We start from the raw sequence: 14,847 nt of genomic DNA, 5'->3' as shown, positions 1-14,847 counted from the left end.
TATACACCTCAATCCTCTCCATGCTATAATGTACGCAACTATACATAGATGCAAGGGGGAATTTTTGTTGAGTAAAGGCAGAATTTTAATTGTAGAAGATGAACGCAAAATTGCTCGTTTGATTCAGCTCGAGCTTGAACACGAAGGGTACGAAACGGGCATGGCTTATACAGGGACAGAAGGATTGGCAGAGTTTCAAGCACATGATTGGGATTTGCTGCTTTTAGATGTGATGCTTCCTGAACTGAGCGGACTCGAAGTACTTCGTCGCATTCGAGCAAACGATGATCAGACGCCCGTTATCTTATTAACCGCTCGAGACGCCCTTCCTGATAAGGTAAGCGGACTAGATTTAGGAGCGAACGACTACATTACAAAGCCTTTTCAAATTGAGGAGCTTTTTGCACGTATCCGCGTCTGGCTTCGCCATCCTGCATCAGCATCTCCTTCTGAAAAAAAAGCAGATACTCTGCAGCTAGGAACTTTAGTTGTGAATGAAAAAATGCGAGAAGTCACGCGTGAAAATGAAGCTATTGAGCTGACTCCTAAAGAATATGATTTGCTTGTCTATATGCTTCAAAACAACAATCAAGTGCTGAGCTTTGAACAGCTTCTTACAAACGTATGGGGATTCGATTACTACGGAGACACCAATATTGTATACGTATACATTCGTTATTTGCGCAAAAAGATTGATGCACCATTTTCAACACCTTATATTCAAACGGTGCGCGGCGTTGGCTATATGCTTAAGGAGTAGCTTATGAAACTGCAAACAAAGATTATCCTTACATCAACTGCCCTGCTTTTTATTCTGCTAGTGATTGCGAACAGCTCGATTTACTTCATTTTCAAGAAAACCATGGAAGACAATGCAATTGAACGTTTACAAGCAGAAACAAGCAACGTAACAAATGGGCTAAAACAAACAAGTTCGACGGTTAAACAAGCCAATTTGCTTCGTGCCTATTTGCCTCCTAACGGAATGATTCGTATTTTGCCTAAATCAGGGAGTCCTTTAGTTGTATCGGTTACTGATCAAACGAAAGAGCTTCAGGACTTATCCTATTCTTATTATTCAAATGAACAAACAACCATCAAAGAAGACGACGGCCACCTATACGCAATTTCGCATACTCCGGTCATTTGGACGAACGGTGAAGTCGTTTCTTTAGAAGTCACGGAACAACTCGAAGACGTGGAACAATCTTTACAGACGTTAAAATTCATCTTGCTTATTGCCTCTCTTGTTATATTAATTCCGACCATATTTGCCGGACGGCTTTTAAGTAAAATCATTTTGCGGCCTATCAAATCTCTTATTCATACTATGGAAGAAATTCAAGTGTCTCGCACATTCAAAAAAATCGCTCTCTCTTCCTCTTCTAAAGATGAGTTAGATCAAATGGCCAACACCTTCAATAATATGATGGATTTATTAGAGGAAAACTATAAAAAGCAAGAGCAGTTCGTATCCGATGCTTCTCATGAATTAAAAACACCCCTGACCGTGGTAGAAAGCTATGCCAATATGCTAAAACGATGGGGGATGAAGCGTCCAGATATTTTAGAAGAAGCCATCGAAGCCATTCACTCTGAGTCTTTACGCATGAAACAGCTTACGTCTCAAATGCTGGTGCTTGCGAAAGATGAGTCGCAGTGGGAGCTTCACATGGAACACGTAGATGCGGCGGCCGTCTGTAACCAAACAATCAAGCATCTAGAACAAGCTTTTGAACGAACCATTTATTTAAATATAAAAACGGATCATCCCGTCGTAACAGCGGATGAAAAACGCTTAAAGCAGCTGCTGTACATCCTCTTAGATAATGCCATTAAATATAGTGAAAAAGCAGTGGAAGTAACTATAGCAAGAAGCGAAAGCTTTATGATTACGGTCACAGATCAAGGAATTGGTATCCCAAAAGAAGACTTATCAAACGTGTACGAACGCTTTTTTCGCGTAGATAAAGCAAGAAATCGAGAAACCGGTGGTTCAGGGCTTGGATTATCCATTGCTCGAAAGATTGTAGAAGCCCATAGCGGACGTATTGAGATTAGCAGCGATGAAGGAAAAGGGACATCCGTAACGGTTTGCTTTCCTCTTTAATTTCTCACCGTTTCTTAGAGATTTTTAAGAATTGCCTGATATACTACTTTTTAAGATACTGGAGGTGAATGTATGAAGAAAACGGTGCTTTTTATACTTATCTTTCTTGCAGTTGGCTCAGCTTGCTTTTACGGAATCGCAACAGCAATGAATCGGCCTGATACACTTTTATCCGAATCTGACGTCAGCAGTATGATTCAGAAAAAATACGGCGGCACGATTGAAAATGCAAGCTTTTCTCAAAAAGATGATGAACCGATTTATCGAATCACTTTGCTTAAAGATGATATTCCATACCACATCACAGTAAATGGAGAAAATGGAGAAGTCCAGTCATTAATCAAACAAAAAGTAGAGAAACAAACGTCTACTCAAACTAAAAATGATACAGAAGAAGAACAAAAAAAGAGCGAGCAGCCACCCGTTTCTCCTACATCCGACGAGCCTCTCATTTCAATGGAACAAGCAAGAGATATTGCTTTACAAAAAGTAAAAGGAACGTTTTCCTCAGTTGAAATAGAAGAGGAAGAAGGCCAAACCTTCTACGAAGTCGAAATTGATCAGTCTAAAACAAGAGAAGCTAAAGTAATGATAAACGCTTACTCTGGGCATGTAGATTCCATCACCTATGAAAATGACGACGATTAAAAGTACAGCGAAAAGCTGTGCTTTTTTTATACACCTTTATTTATTTCTAAGAAAATTTTAAACTTCTTCTTCTTTTCCTTTAAAGTTCATGGGCTAAGATAGTCTTAACAACAAACCAAGGAGGCCGTAACATATGAAAGTTATTACAACCGTTTTAGCCAGTGCAGTATTAGTCGGTGGATTAGGTGCAAGTGCATATGCCATGACGGATCAGTCTAAAAGCAGTACCAAGACTCAAGCAACGATTGAAGAAGCGAAGGCAAAAGACATTGCCCTGCAAAAAACAGACGGCGGTGACATTACAAATATCCAATTGGCCGTAGATGACGGCGTTAAACAATATGAAGTAGACATCACAAAAGGTAATAAAGAATACGATGTAGATATTGACAGCAGCAGCGGTAAAATCATTGAATTTGATGAAGACCAAAAAGACGATGAAGATAAGAAAGAAGAGAATCTCCAAAACGCTTCCCCTGCTATTTCATTAGATCAAGCGATAAAAACAGCTTTAAAGAGTGCTAAAGGAACCGTTAACGAAACGGATTTAGACCAAGAAAACAACCGTTTAGTATATGAAATTGAAATTGACACAGCCGATAAACGTGAAGCAACTGTTTCAGTAGATGCCAAAAACGGCGACGTAATCAGTGTAGAAATAGATGATTAATAGAAAAAGCACGCTCCAAAAGGAGCGTGCTTCTTTTTTATACCGCTAATTTAATAACCGTTAACACAATACCAATCAAGAATCCACATAGAGCTCCGTTCACTCGAATCCACTGCAAATCTTTTCCGACATTGTTTTCCATCATATCCACAAGCGTTTCATCATCTAATTTATCTAAGTTTTCTTGAACAAGCTGCCCAATTTTTGAATGATTCTCGTCTACAAAACTCATGATTTGCTTTTGAATAGCCGTATCAATTGCTTCTTGACGCTGTGCATCCCCTTCAAGAGCATTCAGCCAGCTCTCTACGTAAGGAACGGCGTAGCTTTTCATAAATTCAGGGCTTTCAATAAATGCCGTCACTTTCGCTTTCATTTTATCGACGATTTCTGTTAATTTATTCGTTACATTTAATTCATTAATCGTTTTTTGTTTCCATGCTTCTAATTTCTCAAGAAGCTCTTCATTGTGTTCCAAGCCTTGCAGCTCTTTTCTAATTCCATTTACCAAAGCAAGGCGATATTCATCATCTTCATTACGAAGACGACCTGTAATAGAAAGCAGTAGATTTTGCAAAATAGACCCTAGCTTCTCTTCGTTAATCATGCTTTGAAATGATTTGAGAGCAAATTGTAAAATACCGTCAAGCTCAATATTATCAAGCGCATTTTTAGCAATACTTCCGAGCTGATACTGGGTTTCTTCTTTTTTAATCCAGCCCTCTCCCTTATTTAAAAGAACATCAAGTGCTTTTTCATCATACTGATTTCTAACCACTTCTCCAACAATCGAATGCACAATAGGCTTTAACTCTATTGCTGAAAGCGATGACTTGAGCTCTTTTTCAATAATAAGAACTACTTTCTCTGTATCCACACGATTAATCGCATCAACAAGCAGTGCTGTTCCTTTTTGTTGAATCGTTTCCGAATGAACACCTTTTCGAACAATCGGAAGCAAACGCTTTGTAAACGCAATTCTTTTCACTTTTTCTTGAATACTTTCTTTTGACAGCCAGTCGTTTTCAAGCGTTGAGACTAACCCTCTTGTAATACGCTGCCTGTTTTTAGGAAGCAGCGCAGTGTGTGGAATAGGAATGCCTAAAGGGTGACGAAAAAGAGCCGTAACTGCAAACCAATCCGCTAAGCCCCCGACTAATCCAGCTTCGAACCCACCTTGAAGCAACCGACCCCAAATTGAATCACCAAAAGGCATGGTGGCAACGAAGCCCACTCCCATAATCGCCAAAGAAATCGTGGCCAAGTGCTTTGATTTCTTTTTTGGGTTTGTTGTAAATACATTATTTGATTCCATTGTAGTCCTCATCCTTTATTTATTTAACTAAACATTTCATCTAGAAATATGTAACGTGATACAGAAATTTTCGCAAAAAAAGAAAGACAAGCTTTTACCCTCGTCTTTCTAGTATATTGCCTTTTTGCTATACTTCAAACTTTTTTTCTTTTCGACTTTTATTAATAAATGAAAAAATGAGGAGTACGACCAGGATAACCGCACATACGCTTGATCCAATCACATTGTTTTTGTTAAACATAAACGATACAAAAATAACAAGCAGTGCTGCTGTTGCAAAGAGCGTTGTATAAGGAAACCACTTTAAGGCAAAAAACGGCTTTTCTTTATACCCTTTACGCAGCTTTAATTGAGCTAAACAAATGCTCACCCAAATGAGAATGATCGTGAAACCTGGAATAGTCATTAAATAACTAATTACATTATCCGGCGTCTTATAGGCTAAAAACAAACCTATTAAAATACAAGCAGCTGTAATCATCAAACCGTTAATCGGAATGCCATTTTTTGAAACTTTCAAGAAGCGCTTTGATGCTTCTCCGCTTTGAGCCATAGCATAGAGCGTACGCGAAGTTGCATACATCCCTGAATTGGCTGCTGATAAAACGGCCGTCAATAAAACAAAGTTCATAATGTGAGCCGCACCTGGCAGACCGGTAATACTAAACACTTGCACAAAGGGACTGTCTTGCCCCGATACAGAATTCCAGGGCATAAGGCCGCAAATAATTAAAATAGGCAAAATATAAAAGCCAATCACTCGCCATACTGTGCCTTTAATTACTTTCGGTAACACGTTTTTTACATCTTTTGTTTCCGTTACGGCCACACCAATTAGTTCAGCTCCCCCGTAAGAGAACATCACAATTAAAAAGGCGCTCAGCACACCGCTCATGCCGTGAGGGAAAAAGCCTCCATGAGCCGTATAATTTGCCCAAGGATTTTGCACATCACTTGGAATTACACCGAATAAAATGAAAGCTCCCAAAATGATAAAAGCAGTAAGAGCAATTACTTTAATACCGGCAAACCAAAACTCAATTTCTCCGTAATACTTCACTTGAAATAAATTCATCCCTACAATCAGCACTGCACAGAGAAAGCTTAAGAGCCAAAGAGGTACAGAAGGGAACCAAAACTTCAAAAAGCTTCCTCCCGCAAGCAGTTCAACAACCGTCACAACAATCCAGTTCACCCAGTACAGCCACCCTACAATAAAAGAGGTTTGCGTACCGAATGCCTTATGCACTAAATTTTGTACGTTCATATTCGGATAGACAATTGCCATCTCCGCTAGTGCTGTCATTACAATAAATAAGATAAGGCCGCCAAATAAATACGCAAGTACAACACTTGGTCCTGCAATACCTAGCGTGTCAGCGCTACCTTTAAAGATGCCTGTCCCAATCATGCCGGCAAGTGCAATGAGCTGCACATGACGAGGCAACAGACCTTTTTTTAAATTTTGATCTTGTTTTCCCATAATGCCCGTCCCTTCTGTTCATTTTACGTGTTAGTTTAACCAAATCACTTCTTGCACAAAAACCCCTACCGGATATTCAGTAGGGGTTGGACCAACACTGTTTTTTTCTTCTATATAATGAATGAAAATAATCTCATTTAATCACTGTTACTTTAGTCATTTTATGCGTTGCAACAATGCATTGTCAATGTTATTTATTTTCCAAAAATAAAGTCAAAAGAGTATCTACACCCTTTTGACTTCTAGTCTTCGTGCAATGACTGATAAAGCATAGTTTACAATAAAATACATCATCGCAATGATCAAAAACATCGGCACCACGTAACTTTGTTTCTGTCCATAAATGATTTGAGCATTATGCAGCAAATCAGGAAGCGCGATGACCACTGCAAGCGACGTATCTTTTAATAATGAAATAAATTGACTAACTAAAGGAGGTACCATTCGTCGCAAAGCTTGTGGCAATACAATAAAACGAAGCGTTTGGTAATAGTTTAAACCTGATGAACGTGCCGCTTCAATTTGTCCTTTTTCAATTGATTTTAATCCGCTTCGGATAATTTCTGAAATCATAGCAGATTCAAATACAGTGAGGGCCACAATCGCTGCTGACGTAATTTCCATATCAATTCCGATTTCAGGTAAAGCAAAGTATGTAAAAAAGATGATTAAAAGAAGCGGCAAATTCCGGATAATTTCTACGACAAAAGCGAGTACATGAGACAGAACTGGAATGCGGGCATACCTTAAAATACCTACTATACTTCCAATAAGAAAACTTAACACAATCGAAATGAATGCCACTTTTAAAGTGACCCAAAATCCTTCCATTAAGAAGGAAAGGTGATCAGGAGAATAAGCACCCATAAAATCCATCACTTTCACTCCTTTCAGCTTGTTTTACCAAGACGTTTCTCAAGATAACCAACTCCTAAACTCAACGGAATGGTTAGAACTAAATAAAACAGAGCAACAAAAATATACACATCAAACACTACATAAGTTTGAGAGGAAACAAGATCTGCCTGATACATTAAATCAAAACCAGCAACAATCCCTAACACGGATGAGTTTTTCACTAAATTAATAAATTGATTCCCAAGAGGAGGAATGACAATTTTAATGGCTTGAGGCAATATAATGAATCGCATAGCCTGACCGTACGTAAGGCCGGATGAACGCGCCGCTTCAAGCTGCCCTTTTGGAACTGCCATAATTCCCGCTCGTATGGCTTCGGCTATAAAAGCTGCCGTATAAATAGTTAATCCCAGCACTCCGGCTGCTGTACCGCTGATTCCTGCCACAATAAAAATAAAAAAGACGATAACCACAAGTGGAATATTTCGAATAAACTCTACGTAGACAGTGCCAATTACATTTACTATTTTGAGAGGGGCTATTCGCATTACCGCAATGATTGTACCAAGTACAAAACTGGCCACTAAAGCAATCAGACTGGCGATAATGGTGTACTTAAAACCTTCTAAATAAAGATCCATATTGTTCGTCAGAATTGAAAAATCCAGCAATTTTCTTCCTCCTTTCAACTAAACAAGCAGGATGAGCATAATGCTGCTCATCCTGAGAAAAGAAAACTGTACGCTTATTGTTTGATCCACTTGTCGTGAATTTCATCATATTTTCCAGAGTCTTTCATTTTTTTAAGCGCATCGTTTAATGCATCTACAAGCTCTTTGTTTCCTTTTTTCACAGCAATGCCATAAGGCTCTTCTGTGAACGGCTTTCCTACTAATTCATAAGAAGGATCTTCATCAGCCATTCCATAAAGAATAGCATCATCAGTTGTTAAAGCATCTCCTTGCTTAGATTTTAAAGCGGTAAATGCTTCTGCATAGTTTTCAAACTCTAATACCGTTGTCTCCGGTGCTTTTTCGCGAATATTAATAGCTGAAGTTGATCCTTTAACAGCCAACACTTTAGTACCTTTCTTCAAATCATCAACGCTTTTAATTTTACTGCCTTTTTTCACAAGAAGAGACTGGCCAGCTTGAAAATACACATCCGTAAAATCCACTTCTTTTTTACGCTCATCTGTGATGGTCATTGTTGCAACAACAGCGTCAATATCTCCTTTTTGAAGAAGAGGAACCCTTGTCTTGGACGTAACTTCTTTAAATTCTACCTTGTTTTCATCTCCTAAAATCTCTTTAGCCAGCTGCTTAGAAATATCAACATCAAAACCTTCTACTTCACCCGTCTTTGGATTCTTTAAGCCAAATAAGCGCGTATCATTTTTAACTCCAATGATAATTTTCCCTCTGTCTTTAATTTCAGTGAGCGCATCTTTTTTAGCTGATGATCCACTCGTTTCTTCACTTTTTCCTCCACAAGCCGCTAACATCATAGCCGCTGCTAATGAAAGCACGGCTGCCTTTAAAAACGTTTTTGATTTCTTCATATTACTCCCCCTATTAAACAATTAATGATTTAAAATACGGCTAAGAAATAAACGTGCCCTTTCTTCTTGCGGGTTTTCATAAAACTCAGCCGGAGTTGCCTCTTCTAAGATTTTTCCTTGATCCATAAATACAATGCGGTCTGCTACTTCTTTAGCAAACCCCATTTCATGAGTTACAACTACCATCGTCATTCCTTCTTTAGCCAATGTTTTCATGACATCCAGCACTTCTCCAATCATTTCTGGATCAAGAGCAGAGGTAGGCTCATCAAAAAGCATAATCTCTGGTTTCATTGCAAGTCCCCTCGCAATAGCTACACGCTGCTGCTGGCCACCTGAAAGCTGGGATGGGTAGGCGTTGGCTTTTTCACCGATTCCTACTTTATCCAAATAGTATAGAGCTGTTTTCTTAGCTTCTTCTGACGACTGTCCCAGTACTTTCATAGGCGCTAAGGTGATATTTTCTAAAACCGTTTTGTGCGGATATAAATAAAAATGCTGAAAAACCATACCTATATTGCGGCGCAGTTTGTTAATATTTGTTTTTTTATCTGCAACCAATATATTATTTACCGTCAATTGTCCGTTAGATATTGTTTCTAAATAATTTATGCATCGCAGCATCGTGCTTTTACCCGAACCCGAAGGTCCAATTACGACGACAACTTCACCTTTTTTAATCGTTAAATTGATATCTTTTAATACGTGAAAATCACCGTAATATTTGTTCACTCCGTCAAAAACAATCATTTTCCTCCTCCTAATCTACGAACAATGATAAATATTTAAATTTTTAAAATATTTAAAATATGTTAAAAATTATATTCTTACCCTTAAAGCAAAGTCAACAGTTGACAAATTATCTCTTTTTTGTAATCAAAATGAACTATCTTCAAATAAAATATGCTAGAAAAATAAAAGGTTTTGTTGGCATTTGCCGATATGTAAGCATACGTTCGCTAGGCTGAAGGTACTTGTATCAGCTTAATCAATAGATTATATTAGTTAACGCATATCTTTATACGAATTGTCTTTCATTTTTCTAGGGCAGTTCTCTCTAATCAGCCCTTTTTCTAATTATCTGTCTATCACTTTATTATATTAATATATATAATTCTCTTAGCAGTAAATTAATAAAAAAAGTAAATACAAGCTTCCATTCATGTTAGAGGTTCTGACATAAATATAGTGAAATTATATTATTTCTCTAAAAAACACACGCTTTATTAGCGTGTGTGGCCTTTTATATTTTCCGGACTCATTTGAAAATGCGGATAGTCTTTAAAACCTTGCCAATCTCCTCCCCATTCAAACCCTAAATTTTTTGCGATATCTACAACCTCCATCCAATCAGACCGATTATTGTTATTACCGTCATATTTCATGTCCCAAATAACTTGTCCGTCTTTTAACCCAATAGCAAAATCAATAGCTAGTCCATAGTTATGATAAGACTGGCCGCCCTTTGAATAGGTAACAATGTTGCCTTCTTCCGTCCTGCCTTTTGCATAAAGCTTATCTTGTTCTTCTTTTGAACGGAAACCTTTCGTAATGACAATCGAGATTCCTTGGTCGTTTGCTTGTTGAACAAGTTTATTTTTCTTTTCTTCTACGACAGGATGCAACTCAGCTGCTCCTGAAAAATCTTTTAACGTTGGACCTGGCTTTAACTCATCGCGAAACAAAAATAACAGGCTTACCGCTATCACAACTATCAAAGCTATTGCCAATTTTTTAAGAACGTTCATCTATATAAAGTCTCCATTCTTTTTTGCTGTTACTTAGATAAAATCATATCGAATTTCATTTTGTTATCCAATAAAAGAGTTGTAGTGTTCAACAAACGTCTATATTTTTTCGTTTTTTATCTATTTTCACCATTTTTTCACTATTGGTGGTTACATTAACAATTGTGGACAGCTCTGTACCACACCCCTATAACTTTTAAGGAGTGACAACAGCATGAAAAAGAAACTATTCGGTTATATCATGGCAAGCGGTTTAACACTAGGAGTTATGGCCGCTGCAAACTCCACGGCATTTGCAGCAAGCAAAGATGAAACAAGCTCTTCAACGGTTGTAGAGCGAACAAATGGCAATACAACAACTACGAGTGATGCAACACAACAAAAAGTTGATGATATTATGAAAAAAGCACAGGAAAAATTACAGAAACTCGGCGTAAGCTTACCTCAGCATCATAAAGAAGGCCCCTTTAGCAATTTAGATGCTGGTACAAAGGCAAAAGCGAAAGCTATTATGGATCAGCTTCGCGACGGCACCCTGACTAAGGAACAAGCTGAAGCCAAATTAAAAGAACTTGGCGTAGACTTTCCTGAACATAAAGGCGGTCCTTTTAGCAATCTAGATGCAGCCACTAAGAAAAAAGCCAAAGCTATTATGGACCAGCTTCGCGACGGCACCCTGACTAAGGAACAAGCTGAAGCCAAATTAAAAGAACTTGGCGTAGACTTCCCTGAACATAAAGGCGGTCCTTTTAGCAATCTAGATGCAGCCACTAAGAAAAAATCCAAAGCTATTATGGATCAGCTTCGCGATGGCACGCTGACTAAGGAACAAGCTGAAGCCAAATTAAAAGAACTTGGCGTAGATCTTCCTGCTAAAAAGAAAGATTTTCTAAATGGTTTAGATGCTGAAACAAAAGCTAAGGCCGAAACCATTTTAGAAAATGCAAAAAAAGAAATTCAAAAACTCGGTGTCACAATGCCGTTTGAAAAGAACGAGCACAAAGCTCAATAACTAAAAAAAGCTACTTGGCTGTTGAGAGCCAAGTAGCTTTTTTATGATGCAGTTTTCCGTTTCACTAATGCCATGTATACACCTAATGCTAATAAATCACAGACCATAATCACAATGCCCATCGGCAGAGCATTTTGCCCTCCTCCAAGTCCCACAAGAGGAGCTACGGCTGCTCCGAGCAAGAACGGCAGCAATCCTAGAAGCGCTGAAGCACTCCCTGCATTAGAAGCTTGATTTTGCATAGCAAGTGAAAAAACGGTTGTGTTCACAATTCCTACGCTTGATACAACAAAGAAAAGCAAGATGCAGACCAAAATAACGGATGTGTGAGTAGCAATTACAGCCACTAAAAGCACGCTTCCAACGGCTGCTTGAAGCAATCCATACATGAGAAGAGTAGCTTCTTTTACTTTACCAGCTAAACGTCCTGTCACTTGAGTAGCTATAATGAGACCAAAACCGTTAATAGCAAAAACAAAACTGAACATCTGCGGAGACAGTCCATAAACGTCTTGAAGAACAAATGTAGAGCCTGAAATATAAGCAAACATAGCGCTCATAATAAAACCTTGCGCCAGCGCATATCCCACGAAGACACTATCTTTTAGCAATACGCTAAATGTACGCAGTACTTCTGTTAATCCACCTTCTTTACGGCGTTCAGCCGGCAGCGTTTCTTTCAAGCCAAATAAAACGGCAAAAAACATTAGTGCACCAATTACGGCTAACACACCAAATACTCCGCGCCACGACATAACCGTCAGCAGCTGTCCACCGGCAACCGGAGCCAAAATGGGAGCTAAACCATTTACGAGCATGAGCATGGAGAAAAACTTTGTTAAATCCGAACCTGAAAACAAGTCTCGCACGCTTGCTCTTGAAATAACCATTCCTGCTGCTCCCGCCATGCCTTGAATAAATCGTAAAACGATAAAAATCCAAATAGAAGGCGCAAACACGCATAAAACAGAGGCAACTGCATAGGTGATTAATGCTGCTACAAGTGGCTTTTTCCTTCCCCGGATATCACTGAATGGCCCCATTATCACTTGCCCAAATGCCAAGCCCAATAAGCAAGCTGTCAGACTGACCTGGGCTAAAGAAGCTGACGTATGCAGTTCTTTAGCAAGCGTCGGCAGCGCTGGCAAATACATGTCGATTGATAACGGTCCAAATGCGCTTAGTGAACCCAAAATTAAAATAAATAAAATGCGATTTCCTCGGCTTAAAGACATTCCTTGGGAAATACTTTGCTGATTCATCTATTGTTGTCTCTCCCTTCAGCAGTTTTACAATAGTCTCATCTTAAACCCTCCAGCAACTGGATAGTCAAGACGTAATTCGAATTTGAATTTCCGTCAGCCGCTCTTCTTCATGATGAGAAATAAATGAATCTACAATTCGCCGAATTAAAAAAGGCCCTTCTGCTTTGTATCCTTCGACTTTAATAAAGTTCAGTAACGTATCGTAATAGACTCCTGTGGTATCTCTCTTTTCTCTCATATAAATAGATGCGTAATCGCCTTCAGGTATTAACGTAACGAGTTCATGCTTAAAAGAAACATCGCTTTCGACCAATAAAAAAATGCCATCGTAATCTGTAAATTGTTGTTTTTTTGTGTTTTCTACAGATAGTATAAACCCTACTTTCCCAATCATAATCGGGGTAATATGACTGATTTTCTTTTTTAAATCACGCAGAACACTTTCAGTTCCGTCTAACGTACCTACCTCTGCTTTTACTTGCACAACTTCACGAGAAGGAAGGTGTTTGATGAACGGGGCTCCTATTTGGTTAATATGTCTCGTCTGTTCTAATTCCTTCATTCGAGTTGTTAACTGCGCATTCACTCTTTGAAGGTGACGAATTTTTTCTTTTGTTACCTTCTGATATTCCGCTAAGGTTTCAATAAATTCGTCCAAGCTGCTGTGCTCCATTTTTCTTTTAATTTCTTTTAACGGAACCCCCATCAGCTTTAAATAGACAATGATATCTAATTTCTTAAATTGTTCTAACGTATAATAACGATATCCAGTTTGCGGATCAACTTCATAAGGCTCAAACAGGCCAATTTCATCATAATAGCGAAGTGTTTTAATTGGAATATCGTGCAGTCTGGCCATTTGCCCAATCGTAAATTTGTTTTGCACTATAAGTTCACCTTCTTTATGTAAAGCTGCTTGCACTTAAAGCAAGCAACACCGTAATTCTCATCATTCATTTAGTTCTTGTACAAGCTCTTCCACAATAAGATGTGCAGGCAGTTCTTTTGCCAGCGTAAATCCAGTTCCTGCCCACAAAGAAGTGTACTCTGGATTATTCATTTGTGTAGCTTTTGTTCGAATAGGCTTTGTCATATAATGAATATGAGGGTAAGCGGATGGTGCTGATTTATCATAGGAAATAAAAAAAGCATTCACAAATCCTCTAGCACGTTTCCCTGTAAAAGCTCTTGTAACACCTGTTTCATTAAAACGCTTTTGAAGAATGCTTTCTTTATGAAGAGCACTCGCTCCGCTTTCTGGACAACAAATAAAAGCCGTACCTAACTGCGCAGCAGAAGCACCTTCCTGTAACACGCGTTTAATGTCAGACCCCGTCATCAAGCCTCCCGCAGCAATTAATGGCTTTTTAGTGATTAGACGGACTTCTTTTAGCAAATTTATAAGCGAAAAGTCCACCGAACTCTCTAAAAAAGTAGACCGATGGCCGCCGGCTTCAATTCCTTGCAAGCACAGCACATCTGCTCCTGCTCTCAAAGCCACTTCGGCTTCTTGAGGTGTTGTAATCGTAACGAAAATATGACTTCCAATTCCCTTTAAGCTTGCTACGATCTCTCGATCCGGGCACCCAAATGTAAAGCTCACAGCAGGTACTCGATGTTTTTGAATGATGTCGAGCTTGGCACTCCATTCATCATCATCATTCTTTGGTATGCCAACTTGACACTCCAAATATCCAGCGGCTTTTGACAATTCTTTTTGATAACAATCAAGTGCATCAACTGCTACTTTTTCATTTGTCGGAACAAACAGATTTACTCCAAAAGGTTTTTTCGTAAGTGAGTGCATCTCTATAATTTCCTGCTCCAATTCACGCGCACTTTTATATCCAGCGGCTAAAAACCCTAGCCCTCCGCTATTAGATACAGCTGCAGCTAGTTTAGGCGTCGAAACTCCTCCTGCCATAGGAGCTTGTACAATTGGATACTCACATATATTTTCCACACTTATCACCTCAGCCCTTCATGCGTTCTCTCTTCATTCTACTACAACACCAGAAAAAAAAGCCCTCCAAAAGGGCTTTTCTTCCATATATAGATTATGCTCATTTCAAAAATTGGAATCATAAATGACGCTTAGGAATGCGAACTACCTGACTATTCCCTCAAAGGTTCACCTATGCGGATGGCACTAACCCCGAAAGGAGAGTGACAGCCGC

At 38.9% G+C, this 14,847-nt stretch carries 15 protein-coding genes; 5 read left to right on the top strand and 10 right to left on the bottom strand.

Going from position 1 to position 14,847, the window contains the following annotated elements:
- Positions 1-28: 28 nt before the first annotated feature.
- From ACRPLQ_RS23155 to ACRPLQ_RS23140, 4 genes are all read left to right on the top strand, one after another.
- Positions 29-760: a response regulator transcription factor gene (locus ACRPLQ_RS23155; RefSeq protein WP_432236288.1), complete on the top strand. Its 732-nt coding sequence runs from the start codon at positions 29-31 to the stop codon at positions 758-760.
- A 3-nt stretch (positions 761-763) separates the two neighbouring features.
- A complete protein-coding gene (locus tag ACRPLQ_RS23150; protein ID WP_098112289.1) occupies positions 764-2,110 on the top strand; it encodes a HAMP domain-containing sensor histidine kinase in 1,347 nt (448 codons plus the stop codon).
- Between the two features lie 72 nt (positions 2,111-2,182).
- A complete protein-coding gene (locus ACRPLQ_RS23145; RefSeq protein WP_098112288.1) occupies positions 2,183-2,758 on the top strand; it encodes a PepSY domain-containing protein in 576 nt (191 codons plus the stop codon).
- A gap of 133 nt (positions 2,759-2,891) precedes the next feature.
- A complete protein-coding gene (locus ACRPLQ_RS23140; protein ID WP_098112287.1) occupies positions 2,892-3,428 on the top strand; it encodes a PepSY domain-containing protein in 537 nt (178 codons plus the stop codon).
- Between the two features lie 37 nt (positions 3,429-3,465).
- Here ACRPLQ_RS23140 and ACRPLQ_RS23135 read toward each other — a convergent pair whose 3' ends face one another.
- The 7 genes from ACRPLQ_RS23135 to ACRPLQ_RS23105 form a co-directional block, all read right to left on the bottom strand.
- Entirely contained in the window at positions 3,466-4,743 is a 1,278-nt protein-coding gene (locus tag ACRPLQ_RS23135) for a DUF445 domain-containing protein (protein WP_098112286.1), read from the bottom strand.
- 127 nt (positions 4,744-4,870) lie between these two features.
- The gene (locus ACRPLQ_RS23130) at positions 4,871-6,226 is read right to left on the bottom strand and encodes an amino acid permease (RefSeq protein WP_033580704.1); all 1,356 of its coding nucleotides are present in this window, start codon (positions 6,224-6,226) and stop codon (positions 4,871-4,873) included.
- A gap of 225 nt (positions 6,227-6,451) precedes the next feature.
- A complete protein-coding gene (locus ACRPLQ_RS23125) occupies positions 6,452-7,102 on the bottom strand; it encodes an amino acid ABC transporter permease (protein ID WP_033580703.1) in 651 nt (216 codons plus the stop codon).
- 14 nt (positions 7,103-7,116) lie between these two features.
- Positions 7,117-7,755 (bottom strand): amino acid ABC transporter permease, encoded by a 639-nt coding sequence (locus tag ACRPLQ_RS23120; protein WP_013055074.1) that lies wholly within the window; start codon positions 7,753-7,755, stop codon positions 7,117-7,119.
- A 74-nt stretch (positions 7,756-7,829) separates the two neighbouring features.
- The gene (locus ACRPLQ_RS23115) at positions 7,830-8,645 is read right to left on the bottom strand and encodes a transporter substrate-binding domain-containing protein (RefSeq protein WP_028412504.1); all 816 of its coding nucleotides are present in this window, start codon (positions 8,643-8,645) and stop codon (positions 7,830-7,832) included.
- Positions 8,646-8,666: 21 nt separating this feature from the next.
- Positions 8,667-9,395 (bottom strand): amino acid ABC transporter ATP-binding protein, encoded by a 729-nt coding sequence (locus ACRPLQ_RS23110; protein WP_028410185.1) that lies wholly within the window; start codon positions 9,393-9,395, stop codon positions 8,667-8,669.
- Between the two features lie 476 nt (positions 9,396-9,871).
- Positions 9,872-10,393, bottom strand: coding sequence for a M15 family metallopeptidase (locus ACRPLQ_RS23105; protein ID WP_432236287.1), 522 nt, complete (start codon positions 10,391-10,393; stop codon positions 9,872-9,874).
- 214 nt (positions 10,394-10,607) lie between these two features.
- On the opposite strand from ACRPLQ_RS23105, the gene ACRPLQ_RS23100 reads away from it, so the two are divergent.
- A complete protein-coding gene (locus tag ACRPLQ_RS23100) occupies positions 10,608-11,405 on the top strand; it encodes a hypothetical protein (RefSeq protein WP_098112283.1) in 798 nt (265 codons plus the stop codon).
- A gap of 41 nt (positions 11,406-11,446) precedes the next feature.
- On the opposite strand, the gene ACRPLQ_RS23095 is transcribed toward ACRPLQ_RS23100, so the two are convergent.
- The 3 genes from ACRPLQ_RS23095 to ACRPLQ_RS23085 form a co-directional block, all read right to left on the bottom strand.
- Positions 11,447-12,667, bottom strand: a complete 1,221-nt coding sequence (locus ACRPLQ_RS23095) for a multidrug effflux MFS transporter (protein WP_432236286.1) — start codon at positions 12,665-12,667, stop codon at positions 11,447-11,449.
- 67 nt (positions 12,668-12,734) lie between these two features.
- The gene (locus tag ACRPLQ_RS23090; RefSeq protein ID WP_033580818.1) at positions 12,735-13,556 is read right to left on the bottom strand and encodes a MerR family transcriptional regulator; all 822 of its coding nucleotides are present in this window, start codon (positions 13,554-13,556) and stop codon (positions 12,735-12,737) included.
- A gap of 63 nt (positions 13,557-13,619) precedes the next feature.
- Positions 13,620-14,633, bottom strand: coding sequence for a nitronate monooxygenase (locus tag ACRPLQ_RS23085; protein WP_098112280.1), 1,014 nt, complete (start codon positions 14,631-14,633; stop codon positions 13,620-13,622).
- Positions 14,634-14,847 lie beyond the last annotated feature (214 nt).

Origin of the sequence: Priestia sp. TRN 1309, assembly GCF_050846875.1 — a bacterium.
GTDB lineage: Bacteria > Bacillota > Bacilli > Bacillales > Bacillaceae_H > Priestia > Priestia zanthoxyli.
The sequence above is the reverse complement of the archived record's forward strand: the minus strand, read 5'-3'. Positions and strand labels throughout refer to the sequence as shown.

What these genes read in the sequence shown, in the direction of transcription:
- ACRPLQ_RS23115 (WP_028412504.1), bottom strand. Translation starts at nt 8,645, where the DNA reads ATGAAGAAATCAAAAACGTTTTTAAAGGCAGCCGTGCTTTCATTAGCA.
- ACRPLQ_RS23150 (WP_098112289.1), top strand. Translation starts at nt 764, where the DNA reads ATGAAACTGCAAACAAAGATTATCCTTACATCAACTGCCCTGCTTTTT.
- ACRPLQ_RS23110 (WP_028410185.1), bottom strand. Translation starts at nt 9,395, where the DNA reads ATGATTGTTTTTGACGGAGTGAACAAATATTACGGTGATTTTCACGTA.
- ACRPLQ_RS23125 (WP_033580703.1), bottom strand. Translation starts at nt 7,102, where the DNA reads ATGGATTTTATGGGTGCTTATTCTCCTGATCACCTTTCCTTCTTAATG.
- ACRPLQ_RS23100 (WP_098112283.1), top strand. Translation starts at nt 10,608, where the DNA reads ATGAAAAAGAAACTATTCGGTTATATCATGGCAAGCGGTTTAACACTA.
- ACRPLQ_RS23135 (WP_098112286.1), bottom strand. Translation starts at nt 4,743, where the DNA reads ATGGAATCAAATAATGTATTTACAACAAACCCAAAAAAGAAATCAAAG.
- ACRPLQ_RS23155 (WP_432236288.1), top strand. Translation starts at nt 29, where the DNA reads ATGTACGCAACTATACATAGATGCAAGGGGGAATTTTTGTTGAGTAAA.
- ACRPLQ_RS23140 (WP_098112287.1), top strand. Translation starts at nt 2,892, where the DNA reads ATGAAAGTTATTACAACCGTTTTAGCCAGTGCAGTATTAGTCGGTGGA.
- ACRPLQ_RS23095 (WP_432236286.1), bottom strand. Translation starts at nt 12,667, where the DNA reads ATGAATCAGCAAAGTATTTCCCAAGGAATGTCTTTAAGCCGAGGAAAT.
- ACRPLQ_RS23105 (WP_432236287.1), bottom strand. Translation starts at nt 10,393, where the DNA reads ATGAACGTTCTTAAAAAATTGGCAATAGCTTTGATAGTTGTGATAGCG.
- ACRPLQ_RS23145 (WP_098112288.1), top strand. Translation starts at nt 2,183, where the DNA reads ATGAAGAAAACGGTGCTTTTTATACTTATCTTTCTTGCAGTTGGCTCA.
- ACRPLQ_RS23130 (WP_033580704.1), bottom strand. Translation starts at nt 6,226, where the DNA reads ATGGGAAAACAAGATCAAAATTTAAAAAAAGGTCTGTTGCCTCGTCAT.